Below are 18,437 nucleotides of genomic sequence, written 5' to 3' on the forward strand. Positions count from 1 at the left end.
CTCGATGGGCATGCCCGCTCTGCGCCTTTTCGTTCGCACTCTCCTGCCCTCCTGCGCCTTGCTGCTTGCGGGCTGCGGGGACCAGGACAAGTCCGCTCTCGAGATCGCCGTTGTCGACCTGCCGTCCGAAGACGGACCGCTGGCCGAGGAGGACACGACCTCGGCGCGGTTGGTCCGCGCGGCAACGGTCGAAGGGCTGGTGGCTTTTGACGCGGAAGGGCGCGTCGTCCCGGCACTTGCCGACCGCTGGATCGTCACCGATGACGGGCAAAGCTACATTTTTCGCCTGCGCGATGGCGAATGGCTCGACGGCGAGGAGCTGACGGGCGCCTCGGCGCGCACGGCCCTGCTCGCCGCGCTGCGCAACTTGCGCGGAACGCCGCTGGAGCGTGACCTTGCCGGGATCGACGAGATCCGCGTGATGGCCGGGCGCGTGGTCGAAATCCGGCTCCTGCGGCCGATGCCCTACCTGCTCCAGCTTCTGGCGCTGCCCGAACTGGGGCTGGTCCACAAGGACGAGGGGGCGGGGCCGATGGCGCTTGTCACGGACCTGGAGGCGCAAGTCGAAGGCGGCGTCCCCGCGCCGCGCGCGGCGCCCGAGGCGGACGCAGCTGCCGAAGATGGCGACCCGCCCGAGGACGGGACGCCGCAGGAGACCGTTGTCCGGCTGGCTCCGATCGAGCCGTCCAGGCTGGGCCTCCCCGCCGTCGAGGCCTGGGAGGAGCGAACCCGGATGGTGGGCATGCATGTCCTACCGGGCACCGAGGCCGTCGCCCGCTTCAACGCGGGGCAGGTCGATCTGGTCCTGGGCGGGCGGATCCAGGACTTCCTGCTGACGCGCAGTGTCGGGATCCTGCGTGGTACGATCCAGCTTGATCCCGTGGTCGGTCTGTTCGGGCTTCAGGTCATGCGCGAGGAAGGCTTCCTTGCTGATCCGGCCAACCGCGAAGCCATAGCCATGGCCATCGACCGGTCCGCGCTGATCGATCCTTTCGGCGTGGGCGGCTGGCGCCCCACGACCCGGGTCGTCTCGCCCAGCCTGGAAGGGGACCTTGGCACCATTGGCGAGCGCTGGAGCGAGCAGTCGCCCGAAGATCGCCGCGCCGTGGCCTCCTCGCGGGTCCGGGCCTGGATGGCGCGCACCGCGCTGGAAGACGCTGAAGGTGAAGAGGCGCCGTCCAACGTGGGCGGTGCCGATGCTGGCGCTTCCCAAACTCCCCCGCTCGACAACGCCCCCGAGTTGTCCCTCTGGCTTCCCGAAGGCGATGGAACACAGATCCTCTTTGCCCGGCTCGCGGCGGACCTGGCCGCGATCAGCGTGCGTCTGACCCGCGCGGAGGTGGCCAAGGAAGCCGATCTGGTGCTCATCGATGATGTTGCGCGCTACCCGCGTGCCACCTGGTTCCTCAACCGTCTTTCCTGTGCCGCGCGCCAGGGCCTGTGCTCGCCCGAAGCAGACGCCCGTGTCGATGAGGCCGCACTGGCCTCATCTGCTGAAGAGCGCGCGGCTCTCATCTCGGAGGCCGAGGCGGAACTGACGGCCGCGAACGTCTTTATTCCCTTTGGAACCCCGATCCGCTGGTCGCTGGTGCGCGGCACGGTCAACGGGTTCTCGACCAACAGCTGGGGCTGGCACCCCTTGATGCCCTTGTCCTGGCTGCCCAAGTAAGAGGGACGGCAGCGACGTGGCTGCCGCAGGAAAGGCAGACAGGTGGTTACAGGACAGGGCTCGCCCCGGCGCATGGAGATGGAGCTTCCGCTCGGCAACGATCCGATGGCGATCCGCCGCCGGGTCGAGGCGTTGGAATACGTGCTCGAACGTGCGGTGACGGTGCCGGGGATCAACCGCAAGGTCGGGCTCGATGCCATTGTCGGGCTGGTTCCGGTCGCGGGCGACATGATCGCGGCCGCACTGGGCCTTTACATCGTCTGGGAAGCGCGCAAGCTGGGTATGCCCAAGTGGCAGATCGCGCGGATGATGGCCAACGTGGGTGTCGACACAGCGCTCGGCGCAATCCCGCTTGCCGGCGACCTGTTCGATTTCCTTTACCGCTCGAACAGCCGAAACCTGAAGATCATCCTCAAGCACCTCGACAAGCACCATCCGCACACGCGGATCATCGAGGGCTAGGCGGATGATTCTGCGACAGGGCGCGCTTGCCGCGCCGCTTGCCCTTGTTTTGGCCGGTTGCGGACAGGCCGACAGCGAGCCGGGGCCGGGGGGCGTTACCGTGGGCGAAGCGCGCGCGCTGGATGCCGCTGCGAAAATGCTCGACGAACGCCGGGTGCCGAGCGAAGCTCTCGTGCCATCCGGGATGGCCGCGCCGGTGCCGAGCGAGGCTGCACCGCGCTAGCGTCGGTCCGGTCCCTTCAGTCGGGGCGCACCTTGCCACGCCCGGCCTTTACCGCGCTGCGGATTTTCTTGCCCTTGAGGCGCTGGGTCTTGCCGACGCGGTTGAGGCGGCTCTTGGCCCGCTTCTGGGGTAACTCGTGCGCGCGTTCGATCAGATCGGCGAGCCGTTCGCGCGCGTCGGCGCGGTTGGCCTCCTGGGTGCGGAACTGGCGCGCGGTGAGGACGAGTTCGCCGCTGGCGGTGAGGCGGCTGCCCGCCAGTTCCTTGAAACGCGCAAAGACCGGCGGGCTGAGACGCAGCGCGTAGACGTTGAGCCTCAGCTGCACCGCGGTCGCCACCTTGTTGACGTTCTGCCCGCCCGGGCCCGAGGCCGCGATGAAGCTTTCCGAGCAGAGCGCCTGCGCGCGGTTGATGACGGTTTCGGCCTCGCTCATGCGTCTCCGAAACCGAGGGCGGCAAAGTCCGCAGGAAGCGGGGCCATCGCGCCGATCGGGTCCTTGGTGGGGCGGGGGACGAGCAGGCCGGCGGCGTGCAGCATGGTGCGCGGCGCGCCCTTGCGGCTGCCATAGACCGGATCGCCGACCAGCGCCGCGCCCAGGCCCGAGGCCGCATGCACGCGGATCTGGTGGGTACGGCCGGTTTCCGGGCGGAATTCGACAAGGGTGCGTCCATCGACCTCGGCGAGCTTGCGCCAGTGGGTGGTGGAGGGCTTGCCCTTGCGCGCCGGGATCATGCGCCAGCCGCTCTTGGCGGTGCTGACCTTGGAAAGCGAAAGCGCGATTGTGCCTTCCTCCTGTTCCAGCACGCCATCGACGATGCCGAGGTAGCGCTTCTCGACGAGGCGCTCCTCGAAGGCGGCGGAAAAGCGCTTGAGCGCCTTGGGGTTGCGCGCCAGCAGCAGGCAGCCCGAGGTGTCTTGGTCAAGCCGGTGGACGGGAAGCGGGGCGCGCTGGAAGCCGAGCTTGAGGTCTTCGAGGTAGTCCTCGAGACAGGCACCGCCCGCGCGCGGACGGTCGATGGGAAGCCCGGCGGGCTTGTCGATGACCAGCGCTTCGGCGTCTTCGTAGAGAATGGGAATGTTCATGCGGTGAGGGCCTTTGCAATGCGGCGCAGCGCCTCGTCGAGCCGGGCCTCGTCGGCGGCGAAGCTGATCCGGAAACCGTTCCTTCCGCCAAAGGCCGAGGCCGGAACGATGGCGACGCCATGTTCGAGAATGTGGAGGGCGAGCGCGGTGTCATCACCGAAACGCTCCATGAGCGGGGAGGCATCGATCATGCAGTAGAACGCGCCGTCGGGCGTTGGGGTGGAGAGGCCGGGGATCGCGTTGATCGCGGCAACGACCTGGTCGCGCCGGGTGCGGAAACGCTCGCGCCACTCAGCCAGAAACTCCTGCGGGCCTTCCAGCGCGGCGACGGCTGCGGCCTGGCTGATCGAGCACGGGTTGCCCGAGGAGTGCGACTGGAGTCGCTCCATTGCGCGGATCAGCCATTCGGGACCTGCGGCCAGGCCAATGCGAAAGCCGGTCATCGCATGGCTCTTGGAGACGCCCGAGATGGTGAGCACGCGGTCCGCCAGATCCGGGCACAGCGCGGCGAGCGTCGCATGGCCGCCACCTGTATAGTTGAGTGGGGCGTAGATGTCGTCGGAGAGGACCATCACGCGCGGGTTGCGGCGCAGGACCTCGGCGATGCCCAGCAGCATCTCGGCCGGGTAGCACGCGCCGGTCGGATTGCCCGGCGAGTTCAGCATCAGCCACTGCGTGCGCGGGCCGATCTGCGCCTCGAAATCGGCGGGCGAGAAGCGGAAGTTGTCCTTGGGCGAGGTCATCAGCGGCACGACCTTGCCCCCGGCGAAGCGGATCATCTCGGGGTAGCTGACCCACCAGGGCGAGGGCACGATGACTTCCTCGCCCTCGCTGACAGTGGCGAGGAGCGCATGGAAAATCGCCTGCTTGCCGCCCGCGCTCACCGTGATCTGCGAGGTCGGAACCGCGATGCCCAGATCGCGCTGGAAGTGGTGGGCTGCCGCGCGCTTCAGCTGCGAGGTGCCGCCGACCGGGGTGTACTTGGTGAGTCCGGCCTCGAGCGCGGCGTGGGCGGCGGCCAAGACGTGGGGCGGCGTGTCGAAATCGGGCTCGCCCACCGAGAGCGAGATGATGTCGCGGCCTTCCTCGCGCAATGCGATGGCGCGGTCGGTCATCGCGGTCGTCTGCGAGGGCGCGATGCGCGAGAGGGCGGTCGAAAGGTGGGTCACGCGAGCAGCCTTGCCGGAAAGAGGCCACGCACCGCGTTGCCTAGGAAGAAGCCGTCCACCAGATCGTCCAGCGTGAGGTCGGCTTCCTGCGCCTGGCCGCTTTCGAGCAGCGAGCGGCGCAGGACACCGGGCAGCAGGCCAAGCGTTGCGGGCGGGGTCAGGAGCACGTCGCCGCGCTCCACGAAGATGTTGGTGAAGCTGCCCTCGGTCACGCGGCCATCGTCGCGCAGGAGCAGGGCCTCGCCGGCCCCGGCCTCGCGCGCGAGCGCCAGGCTGGCCTCGTAGAAGGCGCGGTCGCTGGTCTTGTGGGCGAGGCGCCAGTCCGAGCTGTCGACCGGGATGCGCACGGCGGCGGCGACCAGCGGTTCGCTCGGCGTTTCGGGCAGGGGCGCAAGTTCAAGCGCATAGGCCCCGCTGCGGGCGGTCACCAGGCGCAGCTTGGCGGCCTGCGTTGCATCGAAGCACAGCGCCTGGATTGCGTTGCGCACCGCGTGGCGGTCGAACACGAAGCCCAGCGCCGCCGCGCTCGCCTTCATCCGTTCGAGGTGCATCTCGAGGAGGGGGATGCCCTCGTCGGGCGTGAAGCGCATGGTCTCGATCAGGTCGAAGCGCGCAGGCGATGGCGCCTTCCCCGATCCTTGCGTTCCCGAACCTCGCACGAAACCCCCTTTGACAAGACATTCCCGCCACTCCGGCAGGCTTTGCGAATCCGCGACGATGGCCGAGCCGACCCCCAGCCTCGCGCGGCCGCCGAACGCGCCGGACCCGGCGTTCTTCGGGGCCAGGCGCAGCGTGCGGATTGCCACATTGAAAGCCGCATCGCCAGTGGGTTCGATGTGGCCGATAGACCCGCAATAGACCCCGCGCGGGCCCTGTTCGACCTCTTCGATCAGTTCCATCGCGCGGATCTTGGGCGCGCCGGTGATCGAGCCGCAGGGAAACAGCGCGCGCAGGAGATCGAGCGGGCCCTTGCCCGCTGCGAGCCGGGCTTCGACCGAGGAGACCATCTGGTGCACGGTCGGATAGCTCTCGATTGCGAAGGGGGCAGGCACGCGTACGCTGCCCGGCTCGGCCACGCGGCTGAGGTCGTTGCGCATGAGATCGAGAATCATCAGGTTCTCGGCGCGATCCTTGACCGAAGCGGACAGCTCGGCGCGCAGGGCCGCGTCTTCGGTGAGGTCGCGCCCGCGCGGGCGGGTGCCCTTCATGGGACGCGCGTGGACCGTGCCGTCCGCGATCTGGAAGAAGAGTTCGGGCGAGAGGCTGAGGTGCCAGTCGCGCCCGTCGAAGATCACCCCGCCATAGCCCGCTTCGGAGGCCGGGCGCAGCTTGGCGTAGAGGCCCAGCGGATCGCCCTGCCAGGGGCCTTCGAGCGGCATCGTCAGGTTCGCCTGATAGATGTCCCCTGCGTGGATCGCCTCCTGCAGGCGGTCGAAGGCGCGGGTGTATTCGCCCAGCGTACGCACCGGCTTCATTGGCCCGATCCAGGCCTCTTCGCTGCCGGCATGGCGCGAGAGCCACAGCTCCATGGCATCGGGTGCGATCGCTTCGTAGGCGGTGAAGGCGCCGAACCAGAGGAGCGGCCCGTCGACCTCCTGGCCTGCGAAGCGCTCAAGCCTGGCTTCCAGCACCAGCCCGGCCTCGTAGGTCATGTATCCGGCCAGATGCAGTCCTTCGCGCGACAGCTCTTCCATCCGGGCAAGGGCGGGCAGCACCTCCTCTGGCGCGCGCGCGGACACGATCTCCACCGGGCTACGGTAGAGGCGGGCGTCCACGGCACCATGGGTGCGGGCATCGTCGAGGAGAATGAAGGGCTCGGTCATCGTCTTCGTCAGGCCCCTTAGAGCAATTATGCGTCCGGTGGAAACACCCGCAATGGCATGGATGGCCGGACGCAGCGGGCCAGATGTCACTTGCCCACGGCAAAAACACTCTCGACCCCGCGCATGGCTCGCCTCTATCACCTATTGCGTAGCCAGCCATTCCTGGCGAGCGGAAAAAAGAAGGCAAGATAAGGACGATGAGCGCACTCTATCTGGGATTGGGCGGAGACGGGCAGCGCCAGGAGCTGCGGCTGGACCGGGCCAACCGCCACGGCCTCATCGCGGGCGCGACCGGCACGGGCAAGACGGTCACCCTCCAGACGCTGGCCGAGCAGTTCTCCGCAAGCGGCGTTCCGGTGTTCCTGGCCGACGTGAAGGGCGACCTCTCGGGCATTTCGATGGCGGGAAGCCCGCTCTTCAAGAACGCCGACAAGCTGGAAGGCCGCGCGCGCGATATCGGCATCACCGACTATACCTATGCCGACAATCCGGCGGTGTTCTGGGACATCTATGGCAAGCAGGGGCATCCGATCCGCACCACCATCTCGGAGATGGGACCGCTGCTGCTCGCCCGGCTGATGGACCTCAACGATACGCAGGAGGGTGTTCTCCAGATCGTCTTCCGCTTTGCCGACGAGGAAGGTCTGCTGCTGCTCGATCTTGCAGATCTTCAGGCAATGTTGGCCTATACGGCGCAGAACGCTTCGGAATTGTCTGCGCGCTATGGCAACGTCACGAAGGCCAGTGTCGGCGCGATCCAGCGCCAGCTCCTCTCGCTGGAAGCGCAGGGCGCAGGCCAGTTCTTCGGCGAGCCGGCGCTGGAGATCGAGGATTTCCTCAAGTGCGACGAGAAGGGGCGCGGCTTCGTCAACGTGCTTGCCGCCGATCAGCTGATGCGCAGCCCCAAGCTCTACGCGACGTTCCTTCTCTGGTTGCTGTCCGAACTGTTCGAGGCGCTGCCCGAGGTGGGCGATCCTGAGAAGCCGCGGCTCGTCTTCTTCTTCGACGAGGCACATCTCCTGTTCGATGATGCCCCCAAGGCGCTGCTCGACACGGTCGAGACGGTGGTGCGCCTGATCCGCTCCAAGGGCGTGGGCGTGTTCTTCGTGACGCAGAACCCGGTGGACATCCCAGAGGACATCGCAGGGCAGCTGGGCAACCGCGTCCAGCACGCGCTGCGCGCCTTCACGGTGCGCGACAAGCGCGCGATCCGGGCCGCAGCGGAAACTTTCCGGATCAACCCGGACCTCGATGTCGAGGCGGCCATCACCGAGCTCAAGGTGGGCGAGGCACTGGTCTCCACGCTCGACGAGGATGGCGCGCCCGGCGTCGTGCAGCGCACGCTCATCGCGCCGCCGCGCTCGCGGCTGGGGCCTCTTGAGGCCCGCGAGCGCGCGATCATCCAGTCGGTCAGCCCCTTTGCTGGCAAGTATGACGAGGCGGTGGATCGCGACAGCGCCGAGGAAGTGCTTGCGGCCAAGGCCGCCGATGCGGCCGTGACGGCCGAGGAAGTCGCCGAGAAGGGCGAGGAGGAAGTGCGCCGCCGCGAGCGCCGCAGTCCCAGCCTGTGGGATGGCCTTGGCGGCAAGGCCGCGAAGGCGGCGATGAGCGCAGCGGCGGCCAGTGCGGGTGCAATCCTGGCCCAGAAGCTGCAGGGCAAGACGAGCCGCGCCAACCCCGGCGCCTCGGCGGCGAGCGCAGCGGCTGGCACCTTTGGATCGGCGGTGGAAAAGGCCATCGGCATTCCGGGCATCGGTCGCTTCGCTCGCAACCTCATTGGCGGGTTGATGCGCTAGCTCAGGCAATTTTGGGAGAAGGCGATGCGGATGCAGATCAGTCATGCAGGCACCATGGCGGGGGCGGCGCTCCTGGCGAGCGCGCTTTGCGCGTGCAGTCCCGATGCGCCGGAGCCAGCGCCGACGCCGACCACCTATAGTATCAACAAGGCGGACCTCTCCGCGCCCGAGCCCGGCGACATCTGCCGGACCCGCAACGCCGCCTTCCTGCGCGACGTGCTCTTGAAGATCAGCGCGGTCCTGCCTCCCGGTAGCCGTGGCCTCGATTTTCGGCAGTTCCGCGTCGATGAGGCGGACGACAAGGGGCCTTGGACGGCAACGGTCGGGTTCCAGGTCACTTTGCCCGGCGAACCCGCGCAGGCCATGCGCGCCGTGGCTTCGTTCGATCCGGAAGACTGCAGGGTCGGGGAATGGTCGGTTTCTGAAGCCGGGACGGGGGAGGCCTCGAAAAGATGACAGGTCCGAGGGCCATCGCCCTCGGGCTCCCCAAACTGTCGACCTCACCTTTCGCGCGCCGCCGTGGCGGAGAAAGGTGAGGTTGCCGGGTCTGGGGGCCAAGGGGTGATGACCCCTTGAAACTATTTTTTCTTTTTTACCCTAGCGGAATTGTCAGACGTGCGGACAGGCCTTCAATGCGGCCCTCGGCACTGTGCCGGTTGGCGAGGGTCAGCGATCCGCCGTGCTGGTCGGCGATCGCGCGGGCCAGCGCGAGGCCCAGTCCAGCGCCGCCGGTGGCTGAATTGCGCGAGGGATCGCCGCGGGTGAAGGGGTTCATCATGCTTTCGATGGACCCGTCCGGGATGCCCGGGCCGTCGTCCTCGATCACGATCACCGCCTGCCCGCCGTCCTTGCCGAGCGAGACACGGGCCGTGTGGCCATAGCGCAGGGCGTTGCCGATGAGGTTGCGCAGCGCGCGGCGCAGCCAGGTGGGGCGCAGTTCGAGCGCCATCCGGCAGGTCTCGCCCAGCTCCACCGGCTCGCCCATGTCCTCGTACTCCTCGACCACCGAGACGACGAGGGCAGAGAGTTCGGTGCGTTCGAGCGGGTCGCTCGGGCGTCCGACGCGCGCGAGCGAGAGAATGTCGTCGAGGGTGCGCACGATGTCCTCGATGGTGGTCGCCATGCGCGCGCGTTCGATGTCGTCCTCGACGCTCTCGATGCGTACGCGCAGGGCGGCGAGCGGGGTCTTGAGGTCGTGGCCGATGGCGCCGAGCATCACGTCCTTTTCATCGAGCAGGTCGACGATACGGGTCTCCATCGCGTTGTGGGCGAGGATCAGGCGCTGCATGTCCTCCGGGCCCGACACGGGGATCTGTCCGTCAAGGTCGCGGGCCACGGCAAAGTCCTCGACCCGGCGGGTGAGGGCTGCGAGCGGGCGGGTCATGCGGCGAAGGATAAAAGTGACGGCGGCCATCAGCACGGCGTAGATGCCCAGCGTCTGGAAGATCAGGGGGTAGAGCAGCAGGTTCATCGCACGCGGCGAGAGTACGCGGGTGACGAGCCATTGGTCCTGCCCTTCGAGCTGTACGCCGACGACGATCAGGTGGTTGCCCAGGATCTCATCCATCTGTTCGCGGGGCATCTCGTGGTGGCGGGCATGGCGCAGGAAGCGTTCGCTGGCGCGCTTGTCGTCCCCAAGGCGACGGTGGACGATCACGATACGCTCGACCTTGAGCGATTGCTCACCCAGGATCTGGGCGAGCTTGCTTTCGGCATGGCCGTCGCGCTTTTCGTTGGCCGTGTTGGGCGCAGAAGAGGTGGTTTCGAGCGGGAACCCGCGTGGGCGCGGGCCGCCGAAAGGCGCGCGTTCCGGCCGGTCGGCACCGCGCAGCGCTTCGCGTCCGCGCGTTTCCATGACGATGCGGAAGGCTGCCACGTTGAGCATGCCGGTCTCGTAGCTGTCGCGCTGGGCGCTGTAGACGAGGAAGGCGCTCAAGGACTGAACGAAGAGCAGGGCGACCGCCACGGCGAGCAGCATCTGCCCCATCAGACTGCGGGGAAGGAGGGCTTTCATTCGTCTTCCAGCGCCACCCGCTTGACGTCGGCGGCGAGCATGTACCCGCCGCCCCAGACGGTCTGGATCAGCTGCGGATTGCGGCTGTCGACCTCGATCTTGCGGCGCAGGCGGCTGACCTGGTTGTCGACGGCGCGGTCGAAGAGGTGGGCCTCGCGGCCCTGTACCATGTCGAGCAGACGGTCGCGGTCGAGAACCTGGCGGGGATGCTCCAGGAAGGCCATGAGCAGGCGGAATTCGACCGAGGAAATCGCGACGACCGCCCCGTCCGCGTCGGTCAGACGGCGCTTGAGGGGATCGAGCGTCCAGCCCTCGAAGAGGAAAGCCTCGTTCTCGGGAGCGGCGGGCACGCCGCGCGCAGCACGGCGCAGGACCGAGCGGATGCGGGCGACCAGTTCGCGCGGTTCGAAGGGTTTGACGACATAGTCGTCGGCGCCGATCTCGAGCCCGACGATGCGGTCGGTCGCCTCGCCGCGCGCGGTGAGGAAGATCACGGGCAGGTCCTGTGCCTCGACAAGGTGGCGGCAGAACGAGAGCCCGTCCTCGCCCGGCATCATGATGTCGAGAAGGACGAGATCCGCCTTGTGGTCGCGCAGGAAGGTGCGCGCCTCGGCGGCGCTGCTGGCCTGGATGACGGTGAACCCCTGGCGCGAGAGGTACTCACCCAGGGGTTCACGCAGGGCCGCTTCGTCGTCGACGAGAAGCAGGCGGACAGGCGCGGTGTCGTTCATAGCAATCCTTCGTTCCGCGCCCGCTCGTTACTGGGCCGAGCCTTCGGCCTTACGGGCCTTGAACTGGGCGCGCATCTTTTCGTGTGCCGCCTTGCGCTCTTCGGGAGTGATCTGTCCATCCTTGTCGGCATCGACCATGTCGAAGTGCTTGAGGGCTGCGGCTACCGCTTCCTCGCGGGTGATGGCGCCGTCCTTGTTGGTGTCGGCCATGCGCATCATCATGCCGCCGCCGTGGCGCGGGCCATGGTGACCGCGGCGCATGTGGTGCTTGCCGTGCTTGCCATGACGGCCTTCGCCGTCGGCGCGCTCACCACGCGGGCCACGATGCCCGCGTTCGGCGCTCATGAATTCGTCCTTCGAGATCGAGCCATCGCCGTTGGTGTCGAGCTTCTCGAACATGGCGGTGCGGCGTGCCGTCTGGCGCGCCTCGCGGTCGGCGGCATCGATCTTGCCGTCCTTGTTGACGTCCATGCGGGTGAACATCGCCTCGGCCGCGGCCTGAGCCTCGGCACGGGTAACGATGCCGTCCTTGTCGGCGTCCATCATCGCGTGGCGGGGGCCGCGCGGGGCGTCACCCTGCGCGTAGGCCGCGCCGCCAAGGGCGAGGCTCGCGGCGGTCAGGCCAAGGGCGATGGTCTTGAAGCGGGTGGTCTTGAACGTGGGGGTCATGTCCGGTCTCTCTTTCCTTTGGTTTCCCAAATGCGAATGGATCGAAAGTCGCGGCGGGCCTGGAAGGGAGGGGCAACCGCCCTGCCGCGACTTTCTGATAACCGTTCTAGAGGCCCCTTGTCGCGCAAGTTTGCCAGTCCGCCTGTCTTTTGTCGCCAATTGTCTCGGTCTGACAGACCCGTTCACACAGGCGCAAGAAGAGCGGCGGGTCAGGGACGGGGCGGTGCTGCGTGCCATGCCCCGAAGTGATGAAAAGGGCGGTGGCGAGACCGGCGACATCGGCGGTGTGCCCGACCCCGGCGGGGATGATGACATAGCCCCCGGCGCAAAGGTCCTCGCGGATATGGGAGCCCTCCGCGCTCTCCCGGATCAACGTCAGCTCGCCGGCGAGGCAGACCACGACCTCATCGCCGTTGGGGTGCATTTCCCAGGTGTCCCAGTCTGCATCGAGGCCGTGGAGGGCGACGAGCCGGCCGTCCGCCCCATCGGCCTCGGTGCGCCTTGCATAGGCTGCGTACCAGTCCGTGCCGCCTGTATAGGCAGGCAGGACCTCGGCATGGCCACCCGGCCCCAGGTGAACGGGCGTGCGGCCAAGTTCACGGACAAGCCGGGTCATCACGAGATCCCTTTCCCAATGCCGTTACCTGTCGGGAGGGAGGGACAGGCCGCTCACAGCGGCGCGCACTGCTCCTCCAGCCAGGTCTTCGCCGCGCCGTCCAGTTGCGGGCCGATCAGCTCATGGACGCGGGCGTGGTAGGCATTCCACCAGGCCTTTTCCTCTCCGGTCAGCAAGGCCGTATCGACCAGGCGTTTCTCGATCGGGGCGAAGGTCAGCGTTTCGAAGCCGTAGAACTCGCCTTCCGCGCCCGGGATCGCGCGCGGGACGACGAGCACCAAGTTCTCGATGCGGATGCCGTATTCGCCCGCCTTGTAGTAGCCCGGCTCGTTGGAGAGGATCATGCCTGGAAGCAGCGCCTGCTCGGTGCCCGGCTGGCCGCCGCCCGACTTGGCGATGCGCTGGGGGCCTTCGTGGACGCCCAGAAAGCTGCCGACCCCGTGCCCGGTGCCATGCGCATAGTCGAGCCCGGCCTGCCACAGCGCATGGCGGGCCAGAATGTCGAGCTGGCTGCCCGCAGTGCCCTTGGGAAAGAGCACGCGGTCGAGCGCGATGTGGCCCTTGAGGACGCGGGTGAAGCGCTCCTTGACATCCCCGTCCGGTTCGCCCGGCCCGATCCACACGGTGCGGGTGATGTCGGTGGTGCCCGCCGGGTACTGCCCGCCCGAATCGCACAGGAAGACCGAGTTCGGCTCCAGCGTCAGGTTGCTCTCTTCCGTTACGGCATAGTGGGGCAGCGCGGCGTGGGGGCCTGCACCCGAGATCGTGTTGAACGAGGTGTCGCGCAGATCACCGCATTCCTGCCGAAAGCCCAAGAGCTTGGCCGCGGCCGACAGTTCGGTGACCTCGCCGTTGGGGCCTTCGAGCGAGAGCCAGTGGAGGAAGCGGGTGACCGCCGCGCCGTCACGCTCCTGCGCGTCGCGGTGGCCCTGCTGTTCTACCGGGTTCTTGATGGCCTTGGGAAGGACCACCGGGTCGCGCGCCTCGATCACCGTGGCGCCCGCGTGGTTCAGGGCCTGGGCAATCGCGACCACCGCGTTGTCGGGATCGAGCGCGACGCGCTTGCCTGCGAGGCATTCCAGCCCTGCGACAAAGCCGTCGCGCGGGAGGATCGAGACCGCGTTACCCAGGTGCTGGCGCAGCTGCGGCGTCACCTTGTCCTCGGCGATGAAGAGGTCGGCCGTGCCATCGGCGTGGGCGATGACATAGGAGAGCGCCACAGGGGTATGCTCGACATCCGAGCCGCGGATGTTGAGGAGCCAGGCAATCGAATCGAGCGCGGTGACGACCGTCGCATCGAGCCCGCGCCTGGTGAGCCCCTCGGCGAGCGCGGCGCGCTTGGCCTCGCTCGACTGTCCGGCAAATTCCTCGGCGTGGACAAGCGCCGGGGCCGGTGAGGGCGCGGGCTGGTCTTCCCATACTGCGTCGATGGGATTGCCCTCGACGGCGACGAGCTTGCCGCCTTTCGCGGCGATGGCCGCATCGACGCTGCGGGTCCAGTGCGCGGTGTGCAGCCAGGCGTCGTAGCCGATCACCGCGCCTTCGGGCATGTGCTCGGCGAGCCACTGCGCGTGGCTGGTCTGGGGCACGCTTTCGTAGGCGTAGAAGCGCGCATCGACCTGCTCGCGCACTTGGATGGTGTAGCGCCCGTCGGTGAACATGGCGGCCGCGGGCGTGCGGGTGGCATCGGTCAGCACGATGGCCGAGCCCGCCGATCCGGCAAAGCCGGTCAGCCAGGGCAGGCGCTGGGCATAGGCGCCCACGTACTCGCTCATGTGCTCATCGCAGATGGGCACGACGAAGCCATCGAGGCCGCGGCGCTTCAGTTCCTGGCGCAGCGCGTCGAGGCGCGATTCATGGGTGTTCATCAGCATTGTTTTCAAGTCCGGCTTGCGGGAGTCATGGGGCACACATAGATGCAGGGGATGGCAGATTCCACCCAGGCACCCGTTTCGGCCCCCGTCGCGGCCAAGAAGCCCCACTCCTTCACCCACCACGGCATTACGGTCCAGGACGATTACGCCTGGCTGCGCGATCCCGGCTATCCCGAGGTGACCGATACCGAGGTGCTCGCCCACCTCGAGGCGGAGAACCGCTGGTTCGAGGCGCGCATGGCCCCGCACCAGGAGCGCATCGACGCGCTGTTCAAGGAAATGCGCGCGCGCATCAAGGAAGCCGACAAGTCCGTGCCGCAGAAGGACGGCGACTACCTGTACTGGATCGAGTTCGAGGAAGGCGCGGAGTACAAGAAGTGGTGGCGCAGGCCCGTCTCGGGCGGCGCGGACGAACTGATCCTCGATGAGGTGGCGCTGGCCGAGGGCAAGGAATACTTCCGTCTCGGCGCGCTTTCGGTGAGCGCCAACGGCAAGCTACTTGCCTACTCGGTCGATGACAACGGTTCGGAGCGCTTTACCGTGCGCATCAAGGACCTAGCGACCGGCGAACTGCTCGCCGACGAGATCCCGGGCACGCTCTCGGCGCTGGTCTGGGTGGCCAAGGACACCGGCCTTGTCTACTCGCTGGCGAACGAGCAGTGGCGCACCGACAACGCACGCCTGCACTGGCTGGGCACGCCGCTCGCGGACGACGTCGAGATCTACCATGAGGACGACGAGGGCTTCCGCGTCGGCTCCTCGCTCTCGGCCAACGAGAAGTGGCTGATCATTGGCACCAGCGACCATGAGACGAGCGAGGCGCGGCTTGTCCGCGCCGATGACCCGCTGGGCCCGCAGATCCTCGTCAAGGCGCGCGAGAAGGGCGTGGAGTACGACGTCGACGAGCGCAACGACGTGCTCTTCATCCACACCAACGACACGCACGAGAATTTCCGCCTCGCGACTGCCTCGATCGATGCGCCGGCGGCCTGGAACACGCTCATCGAAGGGTCGGACGACTTCTATCTGACCGGTGTCGACCTCTTCCGCGACTTCTTCGTCATCGAGGGGCGCGAGCGTGGGCTCGACCGTATCGCGGTCCACTACTACGACGATCCCGACCGGATCGAGGCCATCGACTTCCCCGAGGCAAGCTACTCGGCAGGGCTCGGCAACAACCCGGAATGGCACGTCGAGACGCTGCGCCTGTCCTACGAGTCGATGGTGAAGCCTGCCTCGGTGATGGACTACGACGTGAAGGCGAAGACGCTCGAAACGCTCAAGGTCCAGGAGATCCCCTCGGGCTACGACGAGGATCTCTACGCCACCGAACGCCTCGAGATCGCGGCGCGCGACGGCACGCTGATCCCCGTCTCCATCGTCTACCGCAAGGACCGGGAAGGGGCAGGGCCGCTCCATCTTTACGGCTATGGCGCCTACGGCATCTCGATCGATCCGGGCTTCTCGACCTCGCGCCTCAGCCTTGTCGATCGCGGCTTTGCCTTTGCCATCGCGCACATCCGTGGCGGCGATGACATGGGCCGCGCCTGGTACAAGGCGGGCAAGCTGGAACGCCGCACCAACACCTTCACCGACTTTGTCGACTGCGCGAAGGGCCTGATCGAGCGCGGCTACACGCAGGCGGGCAGGATCAGCATCTCGGGCGGCTCGGCGGGCGGCGAACTGATGGGTGCGGTCATCAATTCCGATCCCGATCTGTGGGGCGCGGTCGTGGCGCACGTCCCCTTCGTCGACGTGCTGGCAACGATGCTGGATGAGACGCTGCCGCTCACTCCGGGCGAGTGGCCCGAATGGGGCAATCCCATCACCGACAAGGCGGCGTTCGAGCATATCGCAAGCTACAGCCCCTACGACCGTGTCGCGGCGCAGGCCTATCCTCCGCTGATGGTGACGGCCGGGCTCAACGACCCGCGCGTGACCTACTGGGAACCGGCCAAGTGGGTGGCGCGCCTGCGCGAACTCAAGACCGATGACAACGAGCTGATCCTCAAGACCAACATGGGGGCTGGCCACGGTGGCAAGTCGGGGCGTTTTGAGAGCCTGAAGGAGACCGCTGAGGAGTTCGCCTTCATCCTGTGGCAACTGGGCATCGAGGGCTGAGCACGATGGCCGAGCCGTTCACACGCAGCTTCGAGGCCACTTCGGAGCACATCGACCAGCTCGGCCACGTCAACAATGCGGTCTGGGTGCAGTGGATGGAGGAGGTCTCCGTCGCCCACTGGGAGGCGGTTGCTCCGCCCGAACACCAGGCTGCCTATGTCTGGGTCGTGACCCGGCACGAGATCGACTATCGCGGCAACATCCGCAAGGGCGAGCGCGTGACGGCGACGACCTGGATCCCCGATCCGCCCAAGCGCGCGACCTTCGACCGCTGCGTGGCGTTTCGCCGTGAGGGGGACGAGGATGCGGGAAAGGTTCTCGTGCGCGCCCGGACGACATGGGCGGTGATCGAGGTCTCTTCGGGGCGGCTGGTACGCATCCCTGAGGATGTCGCCGCGCCCTTCTGGAGCCGCGCAGCCGAATAGCTGGCTAGCCGATCAGCCGACCAGTTCCAGGCGCGTGGTCGGGAGGGGCTCGATGGAGACGTTGCTGCGCACGCAGTCGCGCCCGGCCGCCTTGGCCGCGTAGAGCAAATCGTCACAGGCCGTGTAGGCTTCGGTGAACGAAGGAACGTGGCCGGATGCCGTGTCCGGGCGATAGACCCCCATGCTGGCGGTGACCAGCTTGCGCAGCCCTGCGTGCTCCTTGGCAACCCGGCTGGGAATGGCCTGGCGCAGGCGTTCGGCGCGTTCCAGCGCGTCCTCGCCGCGCAGGAGCAGCAGGAACTCCTCGCCGCCCAGACGCACCGTCAGGATGTCCTTGTCGCCTGCCAGCGCCCGTCCCACGGCTCTCAGAACTTCGTCCCCGGCGGCGTGGCCGTGGGTATCGTTGATCGCCTTGAAATGGTCGATGTCGAGCGCGGCCATGGTGTGGAAACCGGTGCGGAAGAGCGTGTCGAACTTTTCCTCGATCGCGCGGCGGTTGAAGAGCCCGGTAAGTGGATCGTGCAGCGCAAGGTTGGCCTGGAAGCGCGCTTCGGCCAGGGCATGGTCGCGCTGCAGGCGGATGGTCATGATCCGCTCGGCCACACCGAGCGTGGTGACTGCGACCTCGAAGGCAATCGCGAAGTGCTGCTCGACCATCATGCCCAGCGGCGCGTCGGTCAGCCCCAGGATCGAGAGGTTGCGCGCGATGCCCAGCAGCATGAGCGGGGTCCAGCCCACGATCTGGAACCAGACGAGGCGGCTGCCGCGCAGCGCCGAGAGCACGATCGTGGCCAGCAACGTGGCGATGATCGGCAGGAACGACATGTAGTAGAGCGGCGCGACCGAGGGCAGCAGCACCCCGTCGGCGAAGAAGTAGTACGCGCTCCAGAACAGGAACCAGGGGCAGAGCAGTTCGACAGCAAAGCGCTGGCGCGCGGTCAGCGTTTCGGGCTCGATCAGGTCGATGAAGAAGCGCAGCGTGGCGATGACCATGAACGCCCAGCTCAAGGTCGAGAGCAGGCACAGTTCCGTGACCGAAAGGCGCACGAAGCGGTTGATGAGACCGCTGCTGACAAGGGTCTGGGTGAGCATCGCCAGGACGGCCGCGGCATGCCAGAGGATGAAGCGCTGGCGCAGGATCCGGAAGAAGACGAAGTTCAGGATTAGCGGCATCAGCATCAGCCCGCAGAGCGCGGCCAGGATCAGTTGCCGGTTGCCAACCGCCATGGGCGCGGCGCGCGAGCCGACTTCGGCGTCGGAGAGAAGGCCGATGTGGCGCGGCCCGGTCACCTTGAGAACGTAGGCATCCACCGGACCATCCAGGCGCGGCAGCGCGGTGAACATCCGCCAGCGCGTGGTGGAGAAGCGCAGGTCATCCGAGTGGATGGCGCGGGTGACGGATTGACCGTCGTTGCCGATCGCGGTGATCGTCATGCTGCGATAGCGCGTGAGGCGGGTGGTCAGGACGGCATCTGGTGGCAGATCGCGTCCCCGTACGTCGATGCGTACGTAGCTCGCCTGGGTTCCGCTGACTTTCCAGTCCGAGGGACCGCAGGTCCAGGCCTTGCGGGTGCGGGCCAGATTCGCGGGCGAAGTCTTGGACGATGCCAGTGTATGGCACCGTGACCCGACAGGGAAGTCATTGGCAGCCTTGGCGAATCCCGGAATCAGTCCCGCCAGCGCGATCAGGAGACAGAACAGGAAAGGCCGGGCCCACGAGAACATGTGCTGTTCCTTGGACCCGGCCTCTTCAAGATAAGGT

17 protein-coding genes are annotated in these 18,437 nt (G+C 67.3%); 7 read left to right on the forward strand and 10 right to left on the reverse strand.

Annotation, left to right across the window (positions count from 1 at the left end; all coding sequences use genetic code 11):
• The first annotated feature begins 4 nt into the window (after window positions 1–4).
• The 3 genes from LC060_RS02435 (at window position 5) to LC060_RS02445 (ending at window position 2,354) form a co-directional block, all read left to right on the forward strand.
• Window positions 5–1,669 carry an ABC transporter substrate-binding protein gene (locus LC060_RS02435; protein ID WP_226632393.1) on the forward strand — a complete coding sequence of 555 codons (1,665 nt, stop codon included), beginning with the start codon at window positions 5–7 and terminating at the stop codon, window positions 1,667–1,669.
• Window positions 1,670–1,741: 72 nt separating this feature from the next.
• Window positions 1,742–2,131 (forward strand): DUF4112 domain-containing protein, encoded by a 390-nt coding sequence (locus tag LC060_RS02440; RefSeq protein WP_039389060.1) that lies wholly within the window; start codon window positions 1,742–1,744, stop codon window positions 2,129–2,131.
• 4 nt (window positions 2,132–2,135) lie between these two features.
• Complete coding sequence (locus tag LC060_RS02445; protein WP_226632397.1) at window positions 2,136–2,354, forward strand: hypothetical protein; 219 nt, start codon at window positions 2,136–2,138, stop codon at window positions 2,352–2,354.
• A 16-nt stretch (window positions 2,355–2,370) separates the two neighbouring features.
• On the opposite strand, the gene arfB is transcribed toward LC060_RS02445, so the two are convergent.
• The 4 genes from arfB to pabB are packed head-to-tail and all read right to left on the reverse strand — an operon-like array spanning window position 2,371 to window position 6,429.
• Window positions 2,371–2,787 (reverse strand): alternative ribosome rescue aminoacyl-tRNA hydrolase ArfB, encoded by a 417-nt coding sequence (gene arfB, locus LC060_RS02450; RefSeq protein WP_039389057.1) that lies wholly within the window; start codon window positions 2,785–2,787, stop codon window positions 2,371–2,373.
• Window positions 2,784–3,437, reverse strand: a complete 654-nt coding sequence (locus LC060_RS02455; protein WP_226632398.1) for an RluA family pseudouridine synthase — start codon at window positions 3,435–3,437, stop codon at window positions 2,784–2,786. Before LC060_RS02455 ends, arfB begins: the two co-directional genes overlap by 4 nt.
• Window positions 3,434–4,552, reverse strand: coding sequence for a pyridoxal phosphate-dependent aminotransferase (locus tag LC060_RS02460; protein WP_226633589.1), 1,119 nt, complete (start codon window positions 4,550–4,552; stop codon window positions 3,434–3,436). Before LC060_RS02460 ends, LC060_RS02455 begins: the two co-directional genes overlap by 4 nt.
• A 50-nt stretch (window positions 4,553–4,602) precedes the next feature.
• Window positions 4,603–6,429 carry an aminodeoxychorismate synthase component I gene (gene pabB, locus LC060_RS02465; protein ID WP_226632400.1) on the reverse strand — a complete coding sequence of 609 codons (1,827 nt, stop codon included), beginning with the start codon at window positions 6,427–6,429 and terminating at the stop codon, window positions 4,603–4,605.
• A gap of 197 nt (window positions 6,430–6,626) precedes the next feature.
• Between pabB and LC060_RS02470 the strand changes: the two genes are divergently transcribed.
• Together LC060_RS02470 and LC060_RS02475 are read left to right on the forward strand one after the other, a co-directional pair.
• On the forward strand, window positions 6,627–8,225 hold the full coding sequence (locus LC060_RS02470) for a helicase HerA-like domain-containing protein (protein WP_226632402.1): 1,599 nt from the start codon (window positions 6,627–6,629) through the stop codon (window positions 8,223–8,225).
• 30 nt (window positions 8,226–8,255) lie between these two features.
• Complete coding sequence (locus LC060_RS02475; protein WP_226632404.1) at window positions 8,256–8,681, forward strand: hypothetical protein; 426 nt, start codon at window positions 8,256–8,258, stop codon at window positions 8,679–8,681.
• Window positions 8,682–8,817: 136 nt separating this feature from the next.
• Here the strand turns inward: LC060_RS02475 and LC060_RS02480 are convergent, their stop codons facing one another.
• From LC060_RS02480 to LC060_RS02500, 5 genes are all read right to left on the reverse strand, one after another.
• Window positions 8,818–10,239, reverse strand: coding sequence for an ATP-binding protein (locus LC060_RS02480; RefSeq protein ID WP_226632406.1), 1,422 nt, complete (start codon window positions 10,237–10,239; stop codon window positions 8,818–8,820).
• Window positions 10,236–10,970, reverse strand: coding sequence for a response regulator (locus LC060_RS02485; protein ID WP_226632408.1), 735 nt, complete (start codon window positions 10,968–10,970; stop codon window positions 10,236–10,238). The genes LC060_RS02480 and LC060_RS02485 overlap by 4 nt, the downstream gene beginning before the upstream one ends.
• Window positions 10,971–10,997: 27 nt before the next feature.
• A complete protein-coding gene (locus LC060_RS02490) occupies window positions 10,998–11,639 on the reverse strand; it encodes an EF-hand domain-containing protein (RefSeq protein ID WP_226632410.1) in 642 nt (213 codons plus the stop codon).
• Window positions 11,640–11,745: 106 nt separating this feature from the next.
• Window positions 11,746–12,255 carry a cupin gene (locus LC060_RS02495; protein WP_226632412.1) on the reverse strand — a complete coding sequence of 170 codons (510 nt, stop codon included), beginning with the start codon at window positions 12,253–12,255 and terminating at the stop codon, window positions 11,746–11,748.
• Between the two features lie 53 nt (window positions 12,256–12,308).
• Window positions 12,309–14,129, reverse strand: coding sequence for an aminopeptidase P family protein (locus LC060_RS02500; protein WP_226632414.1), 1,821 nt, complete (start codon window positions 14,127–14,129; stop codon window positions 12,309–12,311).
• A gap of 51 nt (window positions 14,130–14,180) precedes the next feature.
• On the opposite strand from LC060_RS02500, the gene LC060_RS02505 reads away from it, so the two are divergent.
• Both LC060_RS02505 and LC060_RS02510 read left to right on the forward strand, forming a co-directional pair.
• Window positions 14,181–16,250 carry a S9 family peptidase gene (locus tag LC060_RS02505; protein ID WP_226632415.1) on the forward strand — a complete coding sequence of 690 codons (2,070 nt, stop codon included), beginning with the start codon at window positions 14,181–14,183 and terminating at the stop codon, window positions 16,248–16,250.
• Window positions 16,251–16,255: 5 nt separating this feature from the next.
• On the forward strand, window positions 16,256–16,675 hold the full coding sequence (locus tag LC060_RS02510; RefSeq protein ID WP_226632417.1) for an acyl-CoA thioesterase: 420 nt from the start codon (window positions 16,256–16,258) through the stop codon (window positions 16,673–16,675).
• 12 nt (window positions 16,676–16,687) lie between these two features.
• Here the strand turns inward: LC060_RS02510 and LC060_RS02515 are convergent, their stop codons facing one another.
• Complete coding sequence (locus LC060_RS02515) at window positions 16,688–18,400, reverse strand: diguanylate cyclase (RefSeq protein ID WP_319005398.1); 1,713 nt, start codon at window positions 18,398–18,400, stop codon at window positions 16,688–16,690.
• Window positions 18,401–18,437: the final 37 nt, after the last annotated feature.

The sequence above is a fragment of the Novosphingobium profundi genome (assembly GCF_020524485.1).
Classification (GTDB): Bacteria; Pseudomonadota; Alphaproteobacteria; order Sphingomonadales; family Sphingomonadaceae; genus Novosphingobium; species Novosphingobium profundi_A.

Bases quoted from the DNA above. Each gene is read 5' to 3' on its own strand.
- LC060_RS02435 (WP_226632393.1), top strand. From the start codon at position 5: ATGGGCATGCCCGCTCTGCGCCTTTTCGTTCGCACTCTCCTGCCCTCC.
- LC060_RS02440 (WP_039389060.1), top strand. From the start codon at position 1,742: ATGGAGATGGAGCTTCCGCTCGGCAACGATCCGATGGCGATCCGCCGC.
- LC060_RS02445 (WP_226632397.1), top strand. From the start codon at position 2,136: ATGATTCTGCGACAGGGCGCGCTTGCCGCGCCGCTTGCCCTTGTTTTG.
- arfB (WP_039389057.1), bottom strand. From the start codon at position 2,787: ATGAGCGAGGCCGAAACCGTCATCAACCGCGCGCAGGCGCTCTGCTCG.
- LC060_RS02455 (WP_226632398.1), bottom strand. From the start codon at position 3,437: ATGAACATTCCCATTCTCTACGAAGACGCCGAAGCGCTGGTCATCGAC.
- LC060_RS02460 (WP_226633589.1), bottom strand. From the start codon at position 4,552: ATGACCGACCGCGCCATCGCATTGCGCGAGGAAGGCCGCGACATCATC.
- pabB (WP_226632400.1), bottom strand. From the start codon at position 6,429: ATGACCGAGCCCTTCATTCTCCTCGACGATGCCCGCACCCATGGTGCC.
- LC060_RS02470 (WP_226632402.1), top strand. From the start codon at position 6,627: ATGAGCGCACTCTATCTGGGATTGGGCGGAGACGGGCAGCGCCAGGAG.
- LC060_RS02475 (WP_226632404.1), top strand. From the start codon at position 8,256: ATGCAGATCAGTCATGCAGGCACCATGGCGGGGGCGGCGCTCCTGGCG.
- LC060_RS02480 (WP_226632406.1), bottom strand. From the start codon at position 10,239: ATGAAAGCCCTCCTTCCCCGCAGTCTGATGGGGCAGATGCTGCTCGCC.
- LC060_RS02485 (WP_226632408.1), bottom strand. From the start codon at position 10,970: ATGAACGACACCGCGCCTGTCCGCCTGCTTCTCGTCGACGACGAAGCG.
- LC060_RS02490 (WP_226632410.1), bottom strand. From the start codon at position 11,639: ATGACCCCCACGTTCAAGACCACCCGCTTCAAGACCATCGCCCTTGGC.
- LC060_RS02495 (WP_226632412.1), bottom strand. From the start codon at position 12,255: ATGACCCGGCTTGTCCGTGAACTTGGCCGCACGCCCGTTCACCTGGGG.
- LC060_RS02500 (WP_226632414.1), bottom strand. From the start codon at position 14,129: ATGCTGATGAACACCCATGAATCGCGCCTCGACGCGCTGCGCCAGGAA.
- LC060_RS02505 (WP_226632415.1), top strand. From the start codon at position 14,181: ATGGCAGATTCCACCCAGGCACCCGTTTCGGCCCCCGTCGCGGCCAAG.
- LC060_RS02510 (WP_226632417.1), top strand. From the start codon at position 16,256: ATGGCCGAGCCGTTCACACGCAGCTTCGAGGCCACTTCGGAGCACATC.
- LC060_RS02515 (WP_319005398.1), bottom strand. From the start codon at position 18,400: ATGTTCTCGTGGGCCCGGCCTTTCCTGTTCTGTCTCCTGATCGCGCTG.